This is a genomic window from Alcanivorax xiamenensis (assembly GCF_009846745.1).
Taxonomy (GTDB): domain Bacteria; phylum Pseudomonadota; class Gammaproteobacteria; order Pseudomonadales; family Alcanivoracaceae; genus Alloalcanivorax; species Alloalcanivorax xiamenensis.
In genome coordinates, this window is sequence record NZ_AQPF01000002.1 from 1 (window position 1) to 22,582 (window position 22,582).

General features: G+C 62.4%; 18 protein-coding genes. 9 read left to right on the forward strand and 9 right to left on the reverse strand.

From position 1 onward, the window contains the following. The 3 genes from A6D6_RS01570 to A6D6_RS01580 form a co-directional block, all read right to left on the reverse strand. Positions 1–776: multiheme c-type cytochrome (locus A6D6_RS01570; protein ID WP_304503113.1), on the reverse strand; the 776-nt coding region annotated here is incomplete at its 3' end. A 2-nt stretch (positions 777–778) separates the two neighbouring features. Then, positions 779–2,602, reverse strand: coding sequence for a sensor histidine kinase (locus A6D6_RS01575; protein ID WP_159659728.1), 1,824 nt, complete (start codon positions 2,600–2,602; stop codon positions 779–781). Further along, positions 2,599–3,252, reverse strand: a complete 654-nt coding sequence (locus tag A6D6_RS01580) for a response regulator (RefSeq protein ID WP_159659729.1) — start codon at positions 3,250–3,252, stop codon at positions 2,599–2,601. The genes A6D6_RS01575 and A6D6_RS01580 overlap by 4 nt, the downstream gene beginning before the upstream one ends. Positions 3,253–3,408: 156 nt before the next feature. On the opposite strand from A6D6_RS01580, the gene A6D6_RS01585 reads away from it, so the two are divergent. Beyond that, positions 3,409–5,658 (forward strand): sulfatase-like hydrolase/transferase, encoded by a 2,250-nt coding sequence (locus A6D6_RS01585; RefSeq protein ID WP_159659730.1) that lies wholly within the window; start codon positions 3,409–3,411, stop codon positions 5,656–5,658. Positions 5,659–5,710: 52 nt separating this feature from the next. Here the strand turns inward: A6D6_RS01585 and A6D6_RS01590 are convergent, their stop codons facing one another. From A6D6_RS01590 to A6D6_RS01600, 3 genes are read right to left on the reverse strand one after another with little or no spacing between them, the layout of a single operon-like run. Next, entirely contained in the window at positions 5,711–7,723 is a 2,013-nt protein-coding gene (locus tag A6D6_RS01590) for a TRAP transporter permease (RefSeq protein WP_159659731.1), read from the reverse strand. A 46-nt stretch (positions 7,724–7,769) separates the two neighbouring features. Beyond that, positions 7,770–8,936 carry a TAXI family TRAP transporter solute-binding subunit gene (locus tag A6D6_RS01595; RefSeq protein WP_159659732.1) on the reverse strand — a complete coding sequence of 389 codons (1,167 nt, stop codon included), beginning with the start codon at positions 8,934–8,936 and terminating at the stop codon, positions 7,770–7,772. A 21-nt stretch (positions 8,937–8,957) separates the two neighbouring features. After that, the gene (locus A6D6_RS01600; protein WP_159659733.1) at positions 8,958–10,424 is read right to left on the reverse strand and encodes an AMP-binding protein; all 1,467 of its coding nucleotides are present in this window, start codon (positions 10,422–10,424) and stop codon (positions 8,958–8,960) included. Positions 10,425–10,575: 151 nt separating this feature from the next. On the opposite strand from A6D6_RS01600, the gene A6D6_RS01605 reads away from it, so the two are divergent. After that, positions 10,576–11,508 (forward strand): LysR family transcriptional regulator, encoded by a 933-nt coding sequence (locus A6D6_RS01605; protein ID WP_063142386.1) that lies wholly within the window; start codon positions 10,576–10,578, stop codon positions 11,506–11,508. A 581-nt stretch (positions 11,509–12,089) separates the two neighbouring features. Here A6D6_RS01605 and groL read toward each other — a convergent pair. Together groL and groES are read right to left on the reverse strand one after the other, a co-directional pair. After that, complete coding sequence (gene groL / locus A6D6_RS01610; protein WP_133491445.1) at positions 12,090–13,730, reverse strand: chaperonin GroEL; 1,641 nt, start codon at positions 13,728–13,730, stop codon at positions 12,090–12,092. A 52-nt stretch (positions 13,731–13,782) separates the two neighbouring features. Then, complete coding sequence (groES, locus tag A6D6_RS01615) at positions 13,783–14,073, reverse strand: co-chaperone GroES (RefSeq protein ID WP_159659734.1); 291 nt, start codon at positions 14,071–14,073, stop codon at positions 13,783–13,785. A 513-nt stretch (positions 14,074–14,586) separates the two neighbouring features. Here groES and A6D6_RS01620 point away from each other — a divergent pair. The 7 genes from A6D6_RS01620 to A6D6_RS01650 all read left to right on the forward strand — a co-directional run bounded on the left by A6D6_RS01620 (position 14,587) and on the right by A6D6_RS01650 (position 20,774). After that, on the forward strand, positions 14,587–14,919 hold the full coding sequence (locus A6D6_RS01620) for an MGMT family protein (RefSeq protein WP_133491446.1): 333 nt from the start codon (positions 14,587–14,589) through the stop codon (positions 14,917–14,919). Continuing rightward, complete coding sequence (locus A6D6_RS01625) at positions 14,920–16,218, forward strand: AmpG family muropeptide MFS transporter (protein ID WP_133491447.1); 1,299 nt, start codon at positions 14,920–14,922, stop codon at positions 16,216–16,218. Continuing rightward, positions 16,215–17,084: a ketopantoate reductase family protein gene (locus A6D6_RS01630; RefSeq protein WP_159659735.1), complete on the forward strand. Its 870-nt coding sequence runs from the start codon at positions 16,215–16,217 to the stop codon at positions 17,082–17,084. Before A6D6_RS01625 ends, A6D6_RS01630 begins: the two co-directional genes overlap by 4 nt. Before the next feature lie 186 nt (positions 17,085–17,270). Next, positions 17,271–17,840, forward strand: a complete 570-nt coding sequence (locus tag A6D6_RS01635) for a cob(I)yrinic acid a,c-diamide adenosyltransferase (RefSeq protein WP_133491449.1) — start codon at positions 17,271–17,273, stop codon at positions 17,838–17,840. Between the two features lie 448 nt (positions 17,841–18,288). After that, positions 18,289–19,665 (forward strand): ATP-binding protein, encoded by a 1,377-nt coding sequence (locus A6D6_RS01640; RefSeq protein ID WP_133491450.1) that lies wholly within the window; start codon positions 18,289–18,291, stop codon positions 19,663–19,665. After that, complete coding sequence (locus A6D6_RS01645) at positions 19,643–20,341, forward strand: response regulator (RefSeq protein WP_097059188.1); 699 nt, start codon at positions 19,643–19,645, stop codon at positions 20,339–20,341. The genes A6D6_RS01640 and A6D6_RS01645 overlap by 23 nt, the downstream gene beginning before the upstream one ends. Positions 20,342–20,426: 85 nt before the next feature. Then, the gene (locus A6D6_RS01650) at positions 20,427–20,774 is read left to right on the forward strand and encodes a Spy/CpxP family protein refolding chaperone (protein ID WP_159659736.1); all 348 of its coding nucleotides are present in this window, start codon (positions 20,427–20,429) and stop codon (positions 20,772–20,774) included. Between the two features lie 100 nt (positions 20,775–20,874). Here A6D6_RS01650 and aceF read toward each other — a convergent pair whose 3' ends face one another. After that, positions 20,875–22,578: a dihydrolipoyllysine-residue acetyltransferase gene (gene aceF, locus A6D6_RS01655; RefSeq protein WP_097059190.1), complete on the reverse strand. Its 1,704-nt coding sequence runs from the start codon at positions 22,576–22,578 to the stop codon at positions 20,875–20,877. Between the last annotated feature and the right edge of the window lie 4 nt (positions 22,579–22,582).

The following is a 22,582-nucleotide window of genomic DNA, read 5'->3' on the forward strand; positions in this document are numbered from 1 at the left end:
CCGTCGCCCAGCGGCGCGCGCCGGCTGTGGCAGCGCGCGCAGGTGTCCACCTCGGAGGCACGGGCGGCGTCGGTGAGGGGCACCTCGAAACCGTGGCCGGGCACCGCTTCCGCCGGCGCCCGCGCCCACGCCAGATGCCGTGAGGCCGGGCCGTGACAGCTCTGGCAGCCCACGCCCAGGGCCCTCCAATGGCTGTCGAAGCGGTCCCCGGCGGCATCATAGCCCCGTTGAAACCCGCTGGTGTGGCACTCGATGCAGATGAAGTTGGCGTTCTGGGCGGGCTGGCGCCAATGCAACGGGTGCCGTTCGTCCACCTCCGGCCGGTCGTACAGATGGAACCAGGACCGCGTTTGCGTATCCCAGGCCACGCCATAGGCCTGCAGCCGCCCGCCTTCCGTTTCCAGCAGGTATTGCTGCAGCGGTTCCCAGCCGAAGGTGTAGGCCACCTGGTGTTGTTCCGGTTCACCGTCCCGCTCCTGGGTGCGAATCCAGAACTCGCCGTCTCTGCGAAAAAAAACGCTGCTCTGGGTCTCGCCAACGAAACCGGTGCCGTCGAAGGCGCCGCGCACGGTTTGATCGGTGGGCTCGGTCATCGCGCGATGGTGATGCGAACCGCGCCAATCGCGCACCTGGGCCTGATGGCACTGCCCGCATTGCGTCTCTTCGACCCAGTGCGCGGTAATCGGGCCGGCGGCCCCGCCGCCCCGCGCCTGGAACACCGCCACCAGCACACCGGCCAGCACCGCCAACAAAGCCACCGCGACAGCGGTACGCATGGCTACGCCACCGGATCCGGCTGGCCCCGGTCCGGCTCCGCGCCGGGCAGACGCAGGGGCAGCAGCAGAGTCAGACGGGTGCCGCCGGCCAGGGGTTCGATGTCGATCACACCGTTCAGTTGCCGGACCCGGCGACGCATGTTGATCAGTCCCTCACCACCCCGCTCGGGCCGGCGCGGAAAGGGGCGGCCATCGTTTTCCACCGTGATGCACGCCTGGCCGCACTCGGACCGGGCGCCACGTACCGTGATCCGGGTGGCGCCGCCGTGCCGCAGGGCGTTGGTGATCGCCTCCTGCAGGATGCGCAACACATTGAGCGCGTGGGACGGGGTGACCCCGGCGATCTCCGGCAGCGGTGCCAGCGACCAGTCCATCGCCACGCCCAACCGTTTGAGCTGCCGCTCCAGACGTTCCCGCAATCCCGCCAGAGCCACCGGCAGTTCGTGGTCGTCGATGTCCAGCGAATGAATCACCAGCCGCAGATCATCCAGGGCCTCGCGGGCGGCGCCTTCCACCCGTTCCGATTTCTCCCGCTCCGAAAGCGCGATGATCGAGGCCAGATGACCGGACAGGCCATCGTGCAGGTCAGCGGTCAGGCGCCGACGTTCCTCGCTGAGCGCCCGCGCGGCGGTTTCGCGGCGTTCGTCCTGGTGCAGCCGCTCAAGCTCCCGTTCCTGCTCCCGCAGCCGTTGCGTCAGATAACCATTGATGTTGTCCAGACGCCCCAGGCTCAGACCCAGACGGCGCATCAGGATCATGGCAATGCCGATCATCATCGCCGGGCGGTAATACACCGACAGGAAGATCGGCCCGTCCAGCCAGGTCATGATGATGGCGAAGTCGTGCAGGGCCGCCACCGTCGACAGCAACAGCGGCAGCACCAGCAGCCAGGCTTCCTCGACCCGCCGTGCCAGCGCCGCCCACACCAGAATCGCCAGTGCCGCCAACTGCCCGAGCATGTTCAGTGGCGCATTGACGAACAGCACCACCTGCGCCGGCGGCACCAGCCCCAGGGCGCTGACCAGAATGCAGGCGGCGGGCACGCCCGGCACCGTGATCTTCAACCAGCGCGGTACCGGCACACCGGCGATCAGCAAAACGGTGATCACCAGGATTTCGCAGGCCGCCGAACCGGCCATGATGGCGTAGTACATGGCCTCGACCGGCGTCGGCAGCAACTCCCGCATCATTCCCAGATAAACGAACATGGAGGTGGTCAACAACAGGAACAGCCAGCCGAACAACGACTCCTGGGGCCGGTAAAGCCACACCACCAGAACCACCAGAGCGATCAGCAGTTGCCCGGCGGGCACCATCAAGCGCAGGTACTCAAGCACGAACACCCGGGTCCGGTAATACGGCGCCAGCCGTTCGGCCTTGTCCACGTACAGAGTGGAGAGGTAACCGGGTACCAGGCCCAGGGTCTGCACCCGGATATCGACCTGGTTCCCGCCGCGCTCGAGCAGCTTCCCCGGCAACGCCACCAGCGCCGGAACGCCCGAGGCCAACGACACCAGGGTGGTGCGGTTTTCCGTGTCCGCGATCCGTTCGCCGGCCACTTCGACCACCGCCCGCTGGCTGATTGTCGGCAAATAAAGAGTGACCGGGTCCCGGCCATCCCAGTCAAACTGGATGCGATAGTGTTCCCAGCCGCCGGCGGGGCGGCCGGCCTGGGGCAGGGATACCGGCGTCCAGACGCCATCCTGATAGCGCTCAGCGGTGTCGATGCGGCCGCTGGCCGGCTCCGGCAGGGTCCCCCACAGCGGAGCGCTGGCAAGCAGCGCCATCACCGCCCACAACACCGCGAACCCCACCGTGCGCTTCACAGCCGCAACAACCCGCGTTTGGACGCTTCGTAAACGGCCTCGGACCGATTGTTCGCCGCCAGCTTCCGGTAGATGTTCTTGATGTGCACCGGCACGGTCTGGCGGGAAATGCCCAGCCATTCGGCCAGTTCCGTGTAGGTGAAACCTTTGGCGATCCCCCGCAGGATATCCATTTCCCGTGGCGTCAGACCTGGCCCGGTGGCGTCATCCGCCGGCTTGTTCATGCGACGCACCAGAATCCTGGCGATGGAAGAGGAAATCGGCGAACGCCCGGCACGCAGCTCCTCGATGGCTTCCACCAGTTCGATGGAGTCGGCGTCCTTGAGCAAATAACCCACCGCGCCGGCCTCGATGGCGGCAAGCACGGTTTCGTCGTCGGCCAGCACCGAGATGACCATGGTATCGGCGTCGGGATGGCGTTGACGCAATCGGCGGATGGCGTCTATGCCGTGACCGTCCGGAAGATTCAGATCGGTCATCAACAGATCCACCGGATGCTGATCCAGCGCCGTCAGCGCTTGTTCCAACGTGGCGCAGACCGCCACCAACTCGCCGCCGTCCCAGGCATGGAGAATGGCCACGAAGCGTTCGCGCAAAGGCGCGTCGTCCTCAAGCAGTACGATACGCACCGTGCCGCTGGTCCCCGTCATTGTTGTTTTCCCCAGGCTGCAAGAATCGCCAGCGACAGAATGCCCCACCCGCCCATCGCCGTTGGATACCCCATTTATGGTATGGGCTTGCGGTCCGGCGCAAGAAAAAGATAACCGGGGCGGAAAAGCATTTACCAACAAGAAAAGGGGGATAGCATGAAACCATCATTAAGCGGCCTGACGCTGGCAGGTTGTGCCTTGTTCACGCTCGGCGGCTGCTTCGATTCGGACTCCGGATCATCGCGGGATGGTAGCGCGGACGCACCCACGCCACCCAACATTCTGTTTATCGTGGTCGACGATGCCGGTATCGATCAGTTCCGGGCGTTCGGTTACGGCGGCGCGATCCCGGCGAAAACCAGTAGCATCGACGCCATCGCCAACGCCGGAGTACGATTCCGCAACACCTGGTCGATGCCCACCTGCTCGCCGACCCGCGCCACCTTTTTCGAGGGTCGCTATCCGTTCCGCAACAACGTGCGCAACGCCATCGTTTCCAATGACCTGGCCAATTCCCAGGTGTCGCCCTACACCCTGACCGTGCCACGGCTGCTTCGGGAAGAAGCCGGCTACGTCAGCGCCCTGATCGGCAAGATGCACCTGACCGGTTCCGACCTGGGCCCCGAGAATCATCCGCTGGGCGACGGCGCCATGCGTGAACTGGGCTGGGACTACTTCGCCGGCTATCTGGATGGCGCGCCCTACCCGATCGATACCACCGGCGGCGGCGTGGCGGCGGAGGGCACCTACCAGTGCGGCTTCGTGCCCAACACCGTGGCCGACAGCGAGAACGGCGCGGACTTCGGTGTCTGCTATCTGGCCGATGGCGGGCATCTGATCATGAACGACCTGGACGCCTACCCGACGCCGGGACGTACCTGCGTGGAACGCGGCGGCCTGTTCGATCCCGAGGCCACGGTGTACAGCGACGTGCGCCGAGCCGAACTCGACTTCACTGTCCAGAACGGCTATTACACCGGCGAATGGAAAATCAATCACGCCGATGGCCGCGACGAAACCCTGCTCGCCGCCGATCCCCGCGCCCGCGGTTACCGCACCGTGCGGGAGACCGACCGCGCCATCGACTGGATCACGCAAACCCGCGCCCGGCAGCCCGGCACCCCCTGGATGCTCAGCCTCGGCTATTCCGCCCTGCATGCACCGCTGCAACCGCCGCCGGCGGCCCTGCTGCCGCACCCGGACGCGGACCTCAGCCTGCTCGGCTGCGGCACCCCCGCCGCCAATCAGTTGGCGGAACTGGGCATCGTCGATCCCACCGAAGCGGCGGATTTCGCCCAGCAACGGGCGGTGGCCCAACACATGCTGGAGGCGGTGGATCATGAGATCGGGCGCCTGCTGGTGGAAACCGGCATCGCCAAGCGGCTCGATGACGGCACCCTGCGCTACAATCCGGACAGCAACACCGTAGTGGTGTTCACCAGCGACAACGGCACTTACATGCCCAGCGTCAAACTGCCGTTCGATCCGGTACGGGCCAAAGGCTCGCTCTATCAATCCGGCGTCTGGGTGCCGCTGGCGGTGGCCGGCCCTGAATCCATCGTCAACAGCCCGGACCGCGACGTGCCGCACATGGTCAACAACACCGATCTGTTCAGCCTGTTCCGGGAAATCGCCGGCATCGGCGAGGAGCGTCTGCCCGCCTCGGTGCAACTGGACGCCCGGCCGGTGATGCCCTACCTGACCGAACCGGACCACCAGGCCATTCGCGACACCAACTTCAGCGAGCTGGGCACCAATTTCAGCGCTGATCCCGCTCCGCCCTGCGTCATTCCCGGCGCCAATGTGTGCGTGGAAATCTTCCCGCAACAGGGCGTCTGCGAAGACCAGAGCGGCATCTGGTACGGTCCCGGCGGCGTGGCCGGCGCGGACGGTTTCAATTCCTGCTGCGCGGTCAACGATTACCGGGTATCCCAGGGCGAGGACCCGGTAAAACTGTTTCCTCACCATCAGAGCACTCTGCGTGACGAACACTATAAGCTGGTGCGCATCAGCCGCCTGGACTGCGCCACGGACACCTTCATCGATAGCGAGGAATTCTACGAGATCAATGAAAGCCCGGACCCGCTGACCTTGAAACTCGACCGCGAAGACCAGGACCTGCTGGCGGGCAAAACGCCGGATCAACTGACCGCCACGGAGCAAACCCATTACGCGGCCTTGAGCAACGGTTTGACCGACTTGCTGGCCAGAGACAGCGCATGCCCCGGCGACGGCAACGACGATGGCAGGGTCGACGCCACCGACCTGGAGCAATGGGCCTGGTGGGCCGACCCCGATCAGGGCGGCGGCCTGTCGAGCTGGTACGACGTCAACCTGGATGGCGTGACCGACACCGCCGACCGCGATCTGATCGAGGCCAATATGGGGCTGGACTGCCGGCCCTGAAGCTCCGGCATTGAGGTATTGCTTACACGCGATACGCTGGCACGCGGGGACCTCAGGTCCCCGCTGTTTGCCCTGCCGGCATGGTCCGCACCGATAGCCAGGCAGCGCCGATGGCGGGCACCAGCAGCGCGGCGCTGATCAGGGACAGGGTCAGGTTGGTCAGTGGCACCGGGCCTCCTCCCGGGATAGCCAGCAGCATGCCGCCGCCGATCAGCGCCAGCCGGATCGGCCACTCCAGAACCCGGTTTACCGACAGGTCGCCGACACCCAGCAGGTAGCCCTGCATGGCGCAGGCGATCAGCAGCACGCCAAAGAACGCCTGAGTGATCACCACCACAACCTCATGCCAGGCCCCCTGAAAAATCAGCGCCGGATTCAGTACGAACAGGAACGGAATGAAATAGATCACACTGCCCAGCCGCATCGCCTGGACTCCGGTTTCCATTGCCCTTGCTCCGGCCACCGTGGCGGCGGCGAAGGCACCGAGGGCCACCGGCGGCGTAATGAAACTGAGCATGCCCCAGTAAAGAATGAACAGGTGGACCGCCAACGGGTCCATGCCACCACCGTTGATCAGCGCCGGCGCCAGTGCCACCGCCAGGAAGATGTAGGCCGCCGTCACTGTCATGCCGATACCGAGAATAAAGCTGGTCAGCGCCCCCATCAGCAACAGCACCAGAGTGTTGCCGCCAGCCAGGAAAATCAGGTCGTTGGCGATGGTGCCGGAAAGTCCGGTCACCGACAGCGCGCCCACCAGCAGGCCGACCCCGGCCAGGATGGCGATCAGTTCGGCAAACAGCTTGCCCGAGGTCGAGAAGAAATTCTTGACCTCCCGCCAGCCCCAGCGCTGATAAGGCAGGAGCTGATTGATGATCAGCAGCAGCGCCGTGGCGAAGAACGGCGCGGTGGCCTCCCGCCGCAGGAAGAACAGCAACCAGATCAGCAAAGCGAAGACAAAAATGAAATACCAGCCTTCTTTCAGCGTCTGGCGCAACGATGGCAGCTCGTCCTCCGGCAGGCCCTTGATCCCGTATCTGGCCGCGTAGGCATCGATCTGGATGAACAGCCCGAGGAAATAGAGCACCGAAGGCACCACCGCGGCCAGGGCGATGGTACCGTAGGGAATGTTCAGGAACGACGCCATGATGAAGGCGGTGGCGCCCATCACCGGCGGCATCAGCACCCCCCCGGTGGAAGCACAGGCCTCCACGCCGGCGGCATAGGATTTGCCGAACCCCATCCGGCGCATGGCGGGGATCGACATGACGCCGGTGGTCATGACATTGGTGATCACGCTGCCGCTCATCGAGCCCATCAACCCGCTGGAAAACACCGCCACCTTGGCGGGCCCGCCACGGACGTGGCCAAGCAGGGAAAACGCCAGGTTAATGAAAAACTTGCCGCCGCCGGTTTGCTGCAGAGCCACTCCGAACAGCAGGAAGCCGATCACCAGATTGGCGAACGCCTGCAGTGGGATCCCCATGATGCCTTCCCGGCTCATGGCCAGATAAATAGCGGTAGCGTCCGGGCTGGAAGGAAAACCCTGGATCGGCCCGGGCATCACATCGGCGAAGATCGGATAGAGGCTGGCACAGCCAACGATCACGGCGATCGGCCAGCCGCCCGCCCGGCGTACCGCTTCCACTACAATCGCCCAGAACAAAAAGCTCAGGGTCACCGCGTGGCCCGGCGCGGCGTATTCCCAGCCCCGGTTGAGGATATGTTCCGCGTTGTAAACAAAGAAGGCGCACACCACCACGGCGGCGATGAACAGCAGTACGTCATACCAGGGCACCCGGTCCCGGGCACCATGGCGATTGATCGGCCAGAGCAGAAACACCAACGGCAGCATCAGGGCCACCACGGTGTAGAAAAACTGGCTTTCCACCCGGGTGATGAGGTTGATGATCTGCAGGTTGAACAGGTAGTCAATGGTGATCAGAGTCAGGGCCAGGGTGGCCAGTCTCGGCACCCATAGCCAGAAACCGGAAAGGGAGCGAATGCCGGAAATATTTTCCGGCTGGCTGACCGTATCCCTGGGGGACGTTGCCTGAGTCGAACTCATGGTCATGAAACTCCGGGCGGGAACTTGCGAGCACAGGATGACGGGTTCAATAGAAGACCGGGTTCATGTCTTCGGCTTCAAGGGCATCGGCCCGTGCCTGCATCCATGCCTCACGGAACTGATCCTGATCCGAGGGCGGGTTGTCATCGACAAAGGCATTCCAGGTCTCGATCAGCAGTTCCTGGCGCCGGACCAACTGATCCTGGTGTGCCTGCATCTCATCGGTCCAGATACCGATGTCCTTGTAGTACCGCACCACCGCGTCATGGAACGGAATCACCCAAAACATATTCTGGCTGTCGATCCCGTACCCGGTAGCGCCCGGCGCATCGTTCTTATATTCGTCGGAGTCTTCGTGTATGACCTTGATCAGGTTATAGACGATGTCCGCATCGTAGTTGCGGGTCGCCACCATGACCGGATACGGATAGCTTGCGAACGCGTGGGGGTGGTCTTTGTTAACGACGCCACCCGCCGCCGACGTCACTTCATGAGACTGGAAGTAAGGCGCCACGTCCTTCATGCGCGCCCATCCTTCCTGATCATCCGGGCTCAGCTCTGGCCAGGTAATGCCTCTCGGGCTGGCGGCAACCTGTTCCGGCGCTGGCGCGGATGTCATGGTGAAGGCCGCGTCCGCCAGTCCTTGAATGATGCCGTCGAAGGAACGGTTATAGCCGGGGAACTCCACCCGTTCCACGTCATCCCAACTGAGCCCGCCAAACGCCAGATAGGCTTCGGTACCGAGGTTCAACGACGGCGCGCCTCGGATCCAGGCGACTTTTTTGCCCTTCAAATCGGCGGGGGTTTTGACATCGAGATCACCGGCCACCACCAACCCCATGCCAAAATCAGCGATGGACGTTCGGATCACACGAACCGGTTGCGGGCCCCAGGCGGCATCGGCAAACAGGAGCACTCCTTCCGATGCGTAGTAGCTGGCGATACCACAACCGCACAGATCAACACGGCCGGTTCTTAACGGTGTCATCCGGGAGACATCGTTATCACCGGGCAATACCCGAACCGATACGTTGAACTTTTTCTTGAGCACATTCCCCAGCGCCAAAAGCTGAGCATAGTTCGCCGAGGAGGTCGGATAGGAAGTCCAGGCCATGGTCGAGGGAAGCGGGCTCGCGGTATCGGCGGATACCGGATTCAAGGCGGCAACGCCCGCGAATGCAAATACCGCCACAATGTTCTTCAGATAACGCATTAAAAACCTCCTCTTTTTATTCTAGTATCCAGAAAATTCTTGTTTCAGTTTTCGTTTCGATACTTTGCCGTTATCGTCACGGGGCAGATCGTCCACTATTCGGATGTCCCTGGGGATCTTGTAATTGGCCAGGCGCCCGACCAAATAGTTGCGAATGTTCTCCATCACCTGATCGGCACCGCCGGTGCACTTCACCAGCCCCACCAGAGATTCCCCATACTCATGATCGGGAATGCCAAAGACCGCGCAATCGAGTACTTCCGGCAATTCCAGCAGGGCATGTTCAATTTCAGCCGGGTAAATATTGACGCCACCGGAGATCACCATGTCGGAAACCCGGTCGCAGACATACAGGTAACCGTCTTCGTCCACATAGCCAACATCGCCGACCGTGATCAGGGCCCCCAAGCCGGCTTTAGCCCGGGCGGCCGGGTTGTTTTGATAGGTAAAGTCAGGATAGGCCGGCTGCCGGCCATAAATGACACCGGTTTCACCGATGGGACATTCCTTACCGTCGTCGCCCACGATTTTTATTTCGGCGTTCAACACCGGCTTGCCGACACTGCCCGGTTTGATCCGCGCCCCCTCGGGCGTCTGCACGGTCAGCATCCCGGTTTCGCTGGAGGCATAGGTCTCGTAGATAACTTCCCCCCACCAGGCCAGCATGGCGGCTTTCAGCTCCGGGGCGCAGGATGCTCCGGTGGATGCGACAAACCTCACCGATGAAATGTCGTACTGGTTTTTGACGCTCTCCGGCAACCGCAGAAGCCGGACGTACATGATCGGTACCAGATAGACAGTGGTGATCCCGTGCCGCTGAATCAGCCTTAGAATGGCTTCCGCGTCGAACTTCCGCGTCAGCACCAACAGATCACCGTGCAGCAGCGTCTGCAGCGTCATGGAATTCGGCGCGCTGTGGTACAGCGGCGCGGGCATCAGGGTCCGGACGCCGGCCTTGACACCCCAGACCTGTTCCGAAAGCGCTTGCATGGCGGGCGGATGCTCCGGCCCCAAGGGCAGCCGGCATACCCCTTTGGGTTTGCCGGTGGTGCCGGAGGTGTACGGCATCATGCCGCGAGGGGCACGAATCCCACCGGAGTATTCCGGCTGCCGACTCAGCCAGCTGTCGTAGTCAGGGTGTTCGCCGTTGTCGCCGTCGATGGCAATCACGGAGAGCGCCGCGGGAATGATCTCAGCAATCTCCCGCAGAAAAGCCTCCTCGATAATCAGCGCTCTGGCACCGGAATCGCGCAGGATATGCTCGGCTTCAGTGGAGCGGAAATGCCAGTTGATCGGGCAATAATGGGCTCCCAACACCCGGCAGGCCAGCATCAGGTCAATGAACGCTGGATGGTTTTTCACCATCACCGCAACCACATCGCCTTCGCCAACACCAAGACCAGTCAGTCCACCCGCCAGTCTCCGCGCCCTGAGATCAAGTTCTTCTCCGGTTATGAGCCGGTCCTCATAGACCAGGTCTGCTGTCATTATTCTTACCTTTCTGCTTATTTGGTGCCCCGCGATACGCGCGTGACAGGATGTCGCCAGTGGTAGCGGACACTGTAGAAAGGATTCACAACCTAGACAATGCTCCATATTTTGGCCAAACTGTTTCCAAATTCGCAACAATAACCCCATCATGGACATCAAGGACTTCGAGGCCCTGGTCGCGGTGGTGGAAAGCGGCAGCATGACCAGCGCGGCGGACCGCTTACAGACCAGCCGTTCCAACATCAGCCGGCGCCTCAAGAAGCTGGAAACGGAACTCCGGGTTCAGTTGATGAGACGCACCACCCGCCGGGTGGAGCTGACACAGATAGGTATCAGGCTTTATGAACACGCGGTGAAAGTGATGCAGGAATTCACCGCCATGGAGGCCGTTGTCAGGGATATGGGGCGGGCGCTGCGGGGCCACCTGCGAGTCAGCGTGCCTATCGGTCTGGGCCAACTGGTGCTGGCGCCGGCCCTGCTGGATTTTTGCAAGGAGAACCCCGAGGTCACCATGCAGATCACGTTCAACAACCGGATATACGATTTGCTGGAGGATGAAATCGACGTGTCCATCCGGGTCGCCAATTCACCGCCCGATCATTATGTGGCCCGGGAATTGTCGGCCATGGAATGGGTCACCTGCGTTTCCCCGGATTATCTGGAAAACCACGGGACTCCGCGGTCGCCGGAAGAGTTACCCACCCATGCCCTGGTTACACCACCGGTCAGAAACAATCGGTTGATCATGAGATTCATCTCCGGGGACACACACCATGTCGTCGATCTTCAACCGAAACTGCAATGCTCGGACATGAATTTCCTCAAGCAGTCGGTGGTGCTTGGCAATGGCATCGGGGTACTGCCGTATTACCTGATCAGTGATGAACTGCAATCGGGGCAGTTGGTCAGAACGCTGATCGATTTCGATCCCGACCCGAAAATGTGGGGCGACAAACTGTATCTGATCACCGCGCCAAACCTCTATCCGTCTCAGCTTATCCGGACCTTTCTCGATTACATCAGGACGCTGTTCTCCGATGACGGCAGCATCGGGGCGATACTGAAAAATCAGAATCCGTGAATGATCATGGGCGGGACTCAACCGTTCGCCAGCGCAAAAATGCCTGCTCCACCGGAATCCCCTGAATCCGCAAGTCCACGAAACCGCTGTAGGAGGCGGGTTCACCGGCCTTGGAGACAGGCACAAAAAAAGATTCATCGCGGTATGGAGGGAAACCGTATTGCCTTCCATCAGGGACCGCGGAGCCGCGTTACGCCTTTGCGGGAACGCCGTGAAGCAGAGTCCCGCAAAGGCGTAACGCGGCTCCGCTTCGAGGTGAGCGGCGAATACGGATGCCCTGTCCACCGCGAGCAAACGGAGGCCATCCTTTCCCTTTCCAGAAAGGTCCGTCGTCGTTGGCGTCCGGAACGCGGCGGTTCACTTCTAAGCGGGTCTGCACGGAGGCCTTCCGGGATCGCCGTGAATACATCCCTGTCGGCTCCCGGTTTGACCTCCCTGTCAAACAGGGTCCCGGAAGGCCTCCGTGCAGACCCGCGCCGCCGATGGAGACCCACATTCCCGGTAATCCTCGATGAACTACAAAAAAGCCCCGCCTTTGCGGGCGGGGCTTTTTCAGGCTTCGGTGGGAGCCGGAGCGGCGTTTACATCATGCCGCCCATGCCACCCATTCCACCCATGCCGCCCATATCCGGAGCAGCACCTTTCTCTTCCGGCTTGTCAGCCACCATGGCTTCGGTGGTGATCATCAGGCCGGCCACGGAAGCGGCGGCCTGCAGCGCGGAGCGGGTCACCTTGGCGGGGTCCAGGATGCCCATTTCCAGCATGTCACCGTATTCACCGGTAGCGGCGTTGTAGCCGTAGTTGCCGTTACCGTTGCGTACTTCCTGAACGATCACGGACGCTTCGGCACCGGCGTTGGTGGCGATCTGACGCAGCGGAGCCTGCAGGGCGCGAATGGCGATAGCGATACCGGCATCCTGCTCATCGTTGTCACCGGTCAGTTCGCCGATGGTGGCCAGAGCGCGCACCAGCGCCACACCACCACCCGGTACCACGCCTTCTTCAACGGCGGCGCGGGTCGCGTGCAGGGCGTCATCAACGCGGGCTTTCTTCTCTTTCATTTCCACTTCGGTGGCGGCACCGATCTTGATCACCGCCACACCGCCGGCCAGCTTGGCCACACGCTCTTGCAGCTTCTCGCGATCGTAGTCGGAGGAGGAGTTCTCGATCTCGCGGCGGATCTGCTCGACGCGGGCATCGATATCGCCCTGCTGGCCGGCGCCATCGACAATGGTGGTGTTTTCCTTGTCGATGTTCACTTTCTTGGCGTTGCCCAGATCTTCCAGGGAAACGTTTTCCAGGCTCAGGCCCACTTCCTCGGAAATCACGGTACCGCCAGTGAGGATGGCGATGTCTTGCAGCATGGCTTTGCGGCGATCGCCGAAGCCCGGTGCCTTAACGGCGGCGCACTTGATGATGCCGCGCATGTTGTTCACCACCAGGGTGGCCAGCGCTTCGCCTTCAATGTCCTCGGCGATGATCATCAGCGGACGGCCGGCTTTGGCCACGTTCTCCAGTACCGGCAGCAGTTCGCGGATGTTGGAGATCTTCTTGTCCACCAGCAGAATGTAGGGCTCTTCCAGCTCGACCTGCATTTTTTCCTGGTTGTTGATGAAGTACGGGCTCAGGTAACCGCGGTCGAACTGCATGCCTTCCACGACTTCCAGCTCGTTGACCAGGGACTGGCCTTCTTCAACCGTGATAACACCTTCCTTGCCCACTTTTTCCATGGCCTGAGCTATGATCTCGCCCACGGAGCTGTCGGAGTTGGCGGAGATGGTGCCCACCTGCTCGATGCTCTTGGTGTTGTCACAGGGGGTGGACAGCTTCTTGATCTCTTCCACCACGGCGATGACGGCTTTGTCGATACCGCGCTTCAGGTCCATCGGGTTCATGCCGGCGGCCACGGCTTTCAGGCCTTCGTTGACGATGGCCTGGGCCAGCACGGTGGCGGTGGTGGTGCCGTCACCGGCTTCGTCGTTGGCCTTGGAAGCGACTTCCTTGACCATTTGCGCGCCCATGTTCTCGAACTTGTCTTCCAGCTCGATTTCCTTGGCCACGGACACGCCGTCCTTGGTGATGGCCGGCGCGCCGAAGGACTTCTCCAGCACCACGTTACGGCCTTTCGGGCCCAGGGTGACTTTCACCGCGTCGGCCAGGATGTTCACGCCTTTCACCATGCGCTGGCGGGCGTCGTCACTAAACAGTACTTCTTTAGCCATTGTCGTGTTCCTCTGAAATTCGGTTATCCAGGAAAGCAGTGGAGAATCAGGATCAGCCTTCGATCACGGCCAGGATTTCGGCCTCGCTCATGATCAGCAGCTCTTCGCCATCCACCTTCACGGTGTTGCCGGAGTATTGGCCGAAGATCACTTTGTCGCCTGCTTTCACGTCCAGGGGACGCACATCGCCGTTTTCCTGGATCTTGCCGTTACCCACGGCGATCACTTCACCACGGGAAGGCTTTTCAGCGGCTGAGCCGGGCAGCACGATACCGCCGGCGGTCTTGGTTTCTTCCTCTTCGCGACGCACCAGTACGCGATCATGCAACGGACGGATTTTCATTGCCTCTCTTCTCCTGTTGAGGTTTCAGCAATCAACGAATGTAGTCAGCATCATGGCCGGACCGGCATGGCCTGACCCGGCTTAGCACTCTATGCCAGAGAGTGCTAATCATAATTGGACCTTCATGACAGTCAATAGGCTGTCACGCCGGTGACCTCCTAATGGGGTTCTCAACCGGCCTTTCAAGAGCCCTGAGCACAAAAAATCGTCAGGAACGATTCTTGACGTCGTATCCGCGACGGCCCAGAGGGTGGCCGCCATGGACGGCAGGCCACAAAAATCGTCGGGAACGAAGACATTGCGGTCAGCGGACACCGGTGTCCCGCAATTATGGGACAGCCCGCCTACACGCTGATTCGCTGCCAAGGCAGCTTCCCACAGGGCTTCGTGGCTCCTCTCTGTGGGAGCGAGCTTGCTCGCGAATGCAGCGCGAATTGATCTCTCCGAAGCTGGCCGGCAGGCTGTGCGCATGCCACGGTTGCGCGGTGCTCCCGGCACTTTCATACTCGCCGCATGAATCAGGAGTTCCGCGACGCGGTCTATCAGATTGTGGCGGCCATCCCCGCCGGCACCGTCTGCAGCTATGGTCAGGTGGCCCGTATGGCGGGTTACCCGCGCCACGCCCGTTTTGTCGGCCGGCTGATGAGCCAGTTGCCCAAGGGCAGCAAACTGCCGTGGCACCGGGTGATCCGGGGCGATGGCGGTCTGCCGCTGATCGGCACCCCCAGTGGAGAGACCCAACTACGCCGGTTACACCAGGAAGGCGTGGCGGTGCTGAGCCAGCGCGTGCCATTACGCCGCTTCCAATGGCGCCCCGAGGCCGCCGAATCCGCCCCCGGAGAGTAAATGAAACTGGAAAACGCCTTTTTTGATCGCCGCATTCTGGTGATCTTTCTGCTGGGTATTGCCAGCGGCTTCCCCAAGGGCATGATCGTTTCCACCCTGTCCGCCTGGCTCACCGACGAGGGATTGAGCCGCACCAGCCTGGGCCTGTTCGGTCTGGTCTCGCTGCCCTACGCGCTCAATTTTCTGTGGGCGCCGCTGGTGGACAGCTTCCGCCTGGGCCCGCTGGGGCGGGCGCTGGGCAAGCGCCGCGCCTGGATTCTGCTCAGCCAGATCGCGCTGGTGGGGCTGTTGATGCTGCTCTCCGTGTTCACCCCCAGCAAAGAGCTGCTGGCGGTGGGCGTTATCTGTCTGATCATCGCTTTTGTTTCCGCCACCCAGGACATCGCCATCGACGCCCTGCGGATCGAATCCGTGCCGGTGGACCAACAGGGTGCCGCCGCTTCCGCCGGCGTGGTGGGTTGGTTGCTGGGGAATCTGCTGATCGCCGGCATCGCTCTGTGGCTGACCGCCTGGCTCGACAGCTGGAACCAGATTTACCTGGTGATGAGCAGCGCCATGCTGTTCGGCGTGGCCGGCTGCCTGATGGCACGGGAACCCGAGGACAGAGCCAGGGTGAGCGGACGCCCGGACGCCCCGCCGGGCGAACGCATGGCACGCTGGCTGCAAAGCGCGGTCTTCGCGCCCTTTATCGAATTCTTCCGCCGCAACGGCACACAGATGGCCGTGGTGCTGCTGGGATTCATCTTTCTGTTCAAGATCGGCGAGGCGTTTCTCGGCACCATGTCGATCCGCTTCTACAACGAAATCGGCTACCAATGGGCGGAGGTGTTCGCCTATGTGAAAACCGCCGGCATGGTGGCGTTGGGGGTAGGCAGCTTTCTCGGCGGCGCCATCAGCATCAAGCTGGGCGCCTCCCGGGGGCTGCTGGTGGCCGGCATCGCCATGGCTCTGACCAACCTGCTCTACGCCTGGCTGGCGGTAACCGGGCGAAACGACACCGTGCTGCTGACCTGCGTGATCCTCGACAACTTCACCGGCGGTGTGTCCACCATTGCCTTCGTCACCTACATCTCCGATCTGTGTAACCGGCAGTTCACCGCCACGCAGTACGCGCTGCTGGCGTCCCTGGGCAACCTGGGCCGCACCACCCTGGCCGCCGGCAGCGGTTGGATGGTGGATCTTCTCGGCGGCCGCTGGGAGGTGTTCTTTATACTCACCGCGCTGATGGCGATACCGGGACTGCTGATTCTGATCTGGCTGATCCGCCATGGCGCCCGGCCGGAGGCGCGGCGACCATGAGCACCTGGTACCTGCTCGGCGCCGGCAACATGGGCCTGCTGGCGGCGTACTACTTGCGCCAGGCCGGCGTTCCGGTGACCGTGCTGCGCCATGACACCGCAAGCCCGCTTCGCAGGAGACTCACCTTCGCCGACGGCAGGCCGCCGTGCGATCTGGTTCTGCCGGTGCTCTCGCCCGTCGCGCTGACCGAACCGCCCCGCCGCCTGGTGGTAGCCTGCAAGGCGCCCTACAGCGCCGCCGCCCTGGAGTCCGTGCCACTGACCGCCGATACCCAGGTGCTGCGACTGCAAAATGGCCTCGGCAGCCTTGATGGTCTGCTGCCAGAGGGCGTTCGATTGATCGAGGTGGTCACCACTTCAGCGGTGAAACAGGACGGGCCAGCACAACATCAGGTGGTGGCGGAGAACGAGACCTGGATGGGCGGTCATGATGTCGCTCCGGACTGGTTCGAGCAGCTGAGCGCACACTGGCCGAACCTGAGTTGGCCGGCGGACTTCCAACACCGCCAGTGGCACAAACTGGTGGCCAACGCGGTGATCAACCCGCTCACCGCGCTCCACGATGTGCCCAACGGCCGGCTGCTGGAAGACCGGGAGCTGCAACACCAGGCCGAGGAATTGTGCCGGGAAGCCGACCAGTTGCTCACCGCTGTGGACCCGACCTGGCCCGGCGACTCCCTGCCCCGGGTGATGGCGGTGGCCAGCGCCACCGCGGGTAATACCTCGTCCATGCGCGCCGACGTCGGTAAAGGCGCCGTCACCGAAATCGAGGCCATCAACGGTTATTTACTGCGCCGGGCCGCCCCCTTGGGGCTGTCACTGCCGGCCCATGAGCGCATCGTCGCCACCCTGACTTCGCGGACGTGAAATCAGAAGCCGCTACAAGGCTGCCGTGGGAAGCTGGCTTGCCAGCGAATACGGTGTATGTGCTATCTCAGTCCCATTCACTGCCAAGGCAGCTTCCCACAGCGGCTTCGTAGTCGGGGCTGCACCCATGGTGGAATCCGGAGTACATTCATGGGTTCCACGCCATATCACTGACTAGGAATCACCATGCCTTCCCGCAAGGATGAAAAGACCCGCATCAACCGGGTCATCACCCGCACCGGCGACGATGGCCATACCGGTCTCGCCGATGGCAGCCGGGTCGCCAAGGACCATCCCCGCATCGAGGCGCTCGGTAGCCTGGATGAACTCAATAGCGCCCTCGGCGTGTTGCGCGCGCATCCGCTTGATGAGGATCTGGACCGGCTGATCGAGAATCTGCAGCAATGGCTGTTCGATATCGGCGGTGAGCTGGCGATCCCCGACACCGTGACCCTGACCGACGCCGAGCTGGTGGAAATCGAATCCCAGGCCGACCTGATCAATGCCGAACTGCCACCACTGAAAGAGTTCGTACTCCCCGGCGGCAACGCCGACGCGGCGTGGTGCCACCATTGCCGGACCGTGGCCCGGCGCGCCGAACGCCGGCTGGTGACCCTCGCCGACCAGGAGCAGGTCAACCCGGTCAGCCTGGCGATCCTCAATCGGCTCGGCGACCTGCTGTTCATCATGGCCCGTCTGATCAACCTGCGCGCGGAAACGCCTGAATCACAGTGGATACGGCGCGAGGATCGCTGACCGGACGCCGATAATGCAAAACCAGACCCCACGCCCTGGCAAGCACTAAAACGCTTTCTTATGGTTCATCGGGGTTTGGCGGGACACGGCGCTTCAATCATGGGCACGGGTCTGTAACGGAAGGGGCTACTGCGCTGCTGTGGGAGCGTGCTTGCACGCGAATGGCCAACGGCTCAGGGCATTCGCGGCCAAGCGGAGCGCCGCCCGGGCCTCTTCCCACATCGGCTTCGTAGCAGATCTGTGGGAGACCAGCTTGCTGGTGAATATAGCGGCTTGGTAGCCCCCTCCGTTACAGACCCGTGCCCATGATTGAAGCGCCGCAGCCCCGGGTTTCGACTTTAGCATCCGGCGTCCGGCCCCAGCCATTTTGAAAGAATGTGCAAGTCGCTAGGGCGACACCTCCGGCGGCCTTACACTGGAGCGATTCTCCACGGCTCCCGCGAACATCATGGGCATACGCAACAAACTGTTCCTCACCTTTCTGGGTACTTTCCTGCTTCTGATCCTGGCGGCCAGCGGCTTCTATTACCTGTCGTTCGAGCAGAGTTTGTCCAAATATCTGGACGAGCGTCAGCAGGCCCAGGTGGAACGGCTGGCCGATCACCTGGCGGTGCTTTACGCACAGCGAGGCAGCTGGGACTTTCTGCTGCGCGACCCGCGACAGTTGGGGCGACTGTACTGGCTGGCCGGTGACCGCAATCAGCCCGACCAGCGAAAAATCGACCGCGATGCCCATCGCCATCTGCAGTTGCTGACGGCCAACAAGCACCCTCTACTGGGCCCACCCGTGGCGCCCAAATTCCGCCGCCAGGTGGCGATTCGCATCGGCGACCAAGTGGTGGGCTGGCTGGTCTACCCGGACCAGGAAGCGATCCGCGACTCCATGGACCGCCGTTTCCAGGAACGGCAGCTGCGGTTCATGCTGTGGATGACGCTCATCGGTCTGGCGTTGTCGCTTCTGGTGTCCTGGCTGCTGGCCCGCCATTTCGTGGCGCCGATCACCGCCCTCAGCCGCCATACCCGGCAATTGCGCGAAGGCCACTACGAGGCCCGTCTGACCAGTCAGCGTCGTGATGAACTCGGCGAGCTGATTCGCCATGTGGACAGTCTGGCGGAGCGCCTGGATCAGGGCCAGCAGGCCCGCCAGCGCTGGTTTTCCGACATCGCCCATGAGCTGCGCACGCCGTTGGCTGTGCTGCGTGGTGAATTGGAAGCAATCCAGGACGACGTCCGGCCCATGAACAAGGAAACCATCAGCACCCTGGAATCCGAGGTTCGCCATCTGACCCATCTGGTCAGTGATCTGCACGATCTGGCTCTGGCCGACGCCGGCAACCTGCGCTATCACTTTACCCGGGTGGACCTGGACGCCCTCTGCGAGGACGCCGTGGACGCTGTGCGCCCGGCAATGCAGCGCCACGGCCTGACCGTGCTCACCACCCTGCCGCCGGCCACCCTTAGCGGCGACCCGGTACGCCTGCGGCAGTTGCTCGATAATCTGCTGCACAACAGCCTGAAATACACCGACCAAGGCGGCGAAGTGCAACTGGTTCTGGACGACGAGCAGGACCATTGGCGCCTGACTCTCAACGACACCGCGCCGGGCGTGCCGGAGGATGCGTTGCCGAAACTGTTTGATCACCTGTTCAGGGTGGAGAGTTCGCGCAATCGCCGCACCGGCGGTGCCGGCCTTGGGCTGGCCATCTGTCAGCGCATCGTCGAAGCCCACGGCGGCACCATCACCGCCGGCCACAGCCCGCTGGGCGGCCTGCGTATCACCATTCGATTGCCCAAGGATCATCATGGCCCGCGTACTGATCGTTGAAGACGAGCCCCGCCTGGCGCAACTACTGGCGGACTATCTGACCCACAGCCACTTCCAGGCGGACCAGACCGCCAGTGTGCGCGAGGCGGAACGGCGTGTGCGTGAAGGGAATTACCAGGCGGTACTGCTGGATCTGATGCTACCCGATGGCGACGGCATGGAATTGTGCAAGAACATCCGCCGTTTTTCTCAAGTGCCGGTTCTGATGATCACCGCCCGGGTGGAAGAGGTGGATCGGTTATTGGGGCTGGAGATCGGCGCCGACGACTACATTTGCAAACCGTTCAGTCCCCGTGAGGTGGTGGCGCGGGTCAAGGCGGTGTTGCGCCGCTCCATGGCCGCGGAGCAACACCCCGACGGCGGCCTGGAGCTGGACCGTCACCGTTTCGAGGCGGTCTATCAGAGTGCGCGGGTGGCGCTCACCGCCATCGAATTCGAGCTGCTGGCCACCCTGGCCAAACAGCCGGGCCGGATCTGGAGCCGCGATCAATTGATGGATGTGATCTACCCGGACCATCGGGTGGTTTCCGATCGCACCATTGACAGCCATATTCGCAAGCTGCGACGCAAACTGGGCGAAGGGCTGCCCGGCGGCCATGACTGGATCGGCAGTGTCTACGGTGTGGGTTACCGTCTTCAGGCCCAGCCGGAAGACGATCCCGATGAAGACGAATAAGCGCGGGTTGTTCCACGGTTCCTGCACGCTCTCTGCACATTTTTCTCCGACACTGGGTACATCGAAGTTCAACGGAGAAAGCATCATGAAGAAAGCCCTACTGATCGCCCTCACCCTGGTCACCACCACCGCCTTCGCCGGCCCCGGCATGGGGCACGGCCCGAAGATGAAGTTCGATCCGGAGCAGCGCATGGACCGCATGGCGGAAACCCTGGACCTGACCGACGCTCAACGCACCGAGATTGAGTCGATCTTCGAGCAACAGCACGAGAAAATGAAGACACTGCATGACGAGACCCGCGAACGCGTGGACGCGGTGTTGACGGCGGAACAGCGGGACAAAGCGCAGGCTCTGCAGGAACAACGCAAGGAAAAGATGAAGGAGCGCATGGAACGGATGCAGCAACGTCTGGAACGGAAAAACGCGGAATAAAACCCGACTGCGCTGAGATAATTCGCGGCCAAGGCCGCTCCCACAGCGACTTCGCAGAGTAGCAGTGGGGGCAGGTCAAATGGCCGCGATCTTTCTTTTACTACAGCAACACTCTACGCAGATCCCCCAGCAGACTGCTCAGGTAGGTGGTAAAGCGCGCCGCGTCCGCACCGTCGATCACCCGGTGATCGTAGGACAGTGACAACGGCAGTGTCAGCCGGGGCTGGAACGCCTGGCCATCCCATACGGGCTTGGTGTCGGAACGGCTGACGCCGAGAATTGCCACCTCCGGCCAATTGACGATCGGGGTGAAGGCAGTCCCGCCGATGCCGCCCAGGGACGAGATGCTGAAACAGGCGCCCTTCATGTCCGCCGGCGTCAGCTTCCGATCCCTTGCCTTAGCCGCCAGTTCCGACATTTCCAGGGCAATCTCCTTGAGCCCTTTCTTGTCGGCGTCACGCAATACCGGCACCACCAGACCATTGGGGGTGTCCACGGCGATGCCAATGTGTACGTAATCCTTCTGAATCAGCGCTTCGCCGCCTTTCTCCAGAGAGCTGTTGAATTTGGGGAAGGCCCGCAGTGCGTTGGCACAGGCCTTCACCAGGAACGCCAGCATGGTGAGTTTGACGCCTTCCTTCTCCAGCAGCTTGTTCTGGCTCTTGCGGAACGCTTCCAGATCCGTGATATCGGCTTCGTCGAACTGGGTAACATGCGGAATGGTGATCCAACTGCGGTGCAGGTTGCGGGCCGCCACCTTGCGCAGCTTGTTCAATTCCACCCGCTCCACCGGCCCGAATTCGCTGAAGTCGATGTCCGGCAGATCGTCCACCGGCGCCGCCACGCCCGCCCCGGCGGGCGCTTCCATGCGACGTTTCAAATATGCGTGGACGTCTTCCTTGAGAATCCGATCCTTGGGACCGGATCCTTCGACCAGCGCCAGATCCACACCGGTGTCACGGGCCAGCTTGCGTACCGCCGGGCCGGCGTGCACCTGGGCGGATGGCTGACCGGAGGACGCGGAAGCGGCGGAACGCCCTTCTGCTTGTCTGGCCGGCGCCTGATCGGCCGGTTTTTGTGTCTGACCGGCACTTTTCGCCGGGCTGGATTCGGCTTTGGCCACGGCCTTGTCACCGCCGTCTTTCGCCGCCGCTTTACCGTCGTCGCCGGACGCTTTCTTCGCCCCGCCGCCGCCGGCCCCATCCAGATCCATCAGCTGATCACCGGTACCGACCTTGTCACCCACCTTGACCCGCAACCGGGCCACGGTGCCCGCCGCCGGTGAAGGAATGTCCAGGGACGCCTTGTCGGACTCCAGCACCACCAGGGTCTGCTCGGCCTCCACCTGATCCCCGTCCTGGACCGAAATCTCGATGATTTCAGCGCCTTCGATATCGCCCAGGTCGGGCACCGTCACGGTCTGGCTGCCGCCACCCGCCGCCTGTTCATCATCTTCGCTGTCGGCACCTTCGTCCGTACTGTTGCTCTCCTGCTCCGGCTCGGCTTCCTCGGCGCCCTTCCGGTCGGATTGTTCCTGCCCTGCCTCTTCAGCGTCACCGTCCCCGGCTTCCGCGTCCAGCTCCAGCAGCGGATCACCTTCCTTGACCTTGTCGCCCTGCTTGACCAGCAGACCAAGCACCTTGCCGCCTTTCGGCGCCGGCACTTCCACCGTCGCCTTGTCTGATTCCAACACCACGATGGTGTCTTCCGGGGCGATGGTATCGCCCTCTTTCACAGTCACTTCGATGACGTCCACAGGATCACTGCTGCCGACATCGGGGACTCGAATGGTTTCCTTGCTCACGCGT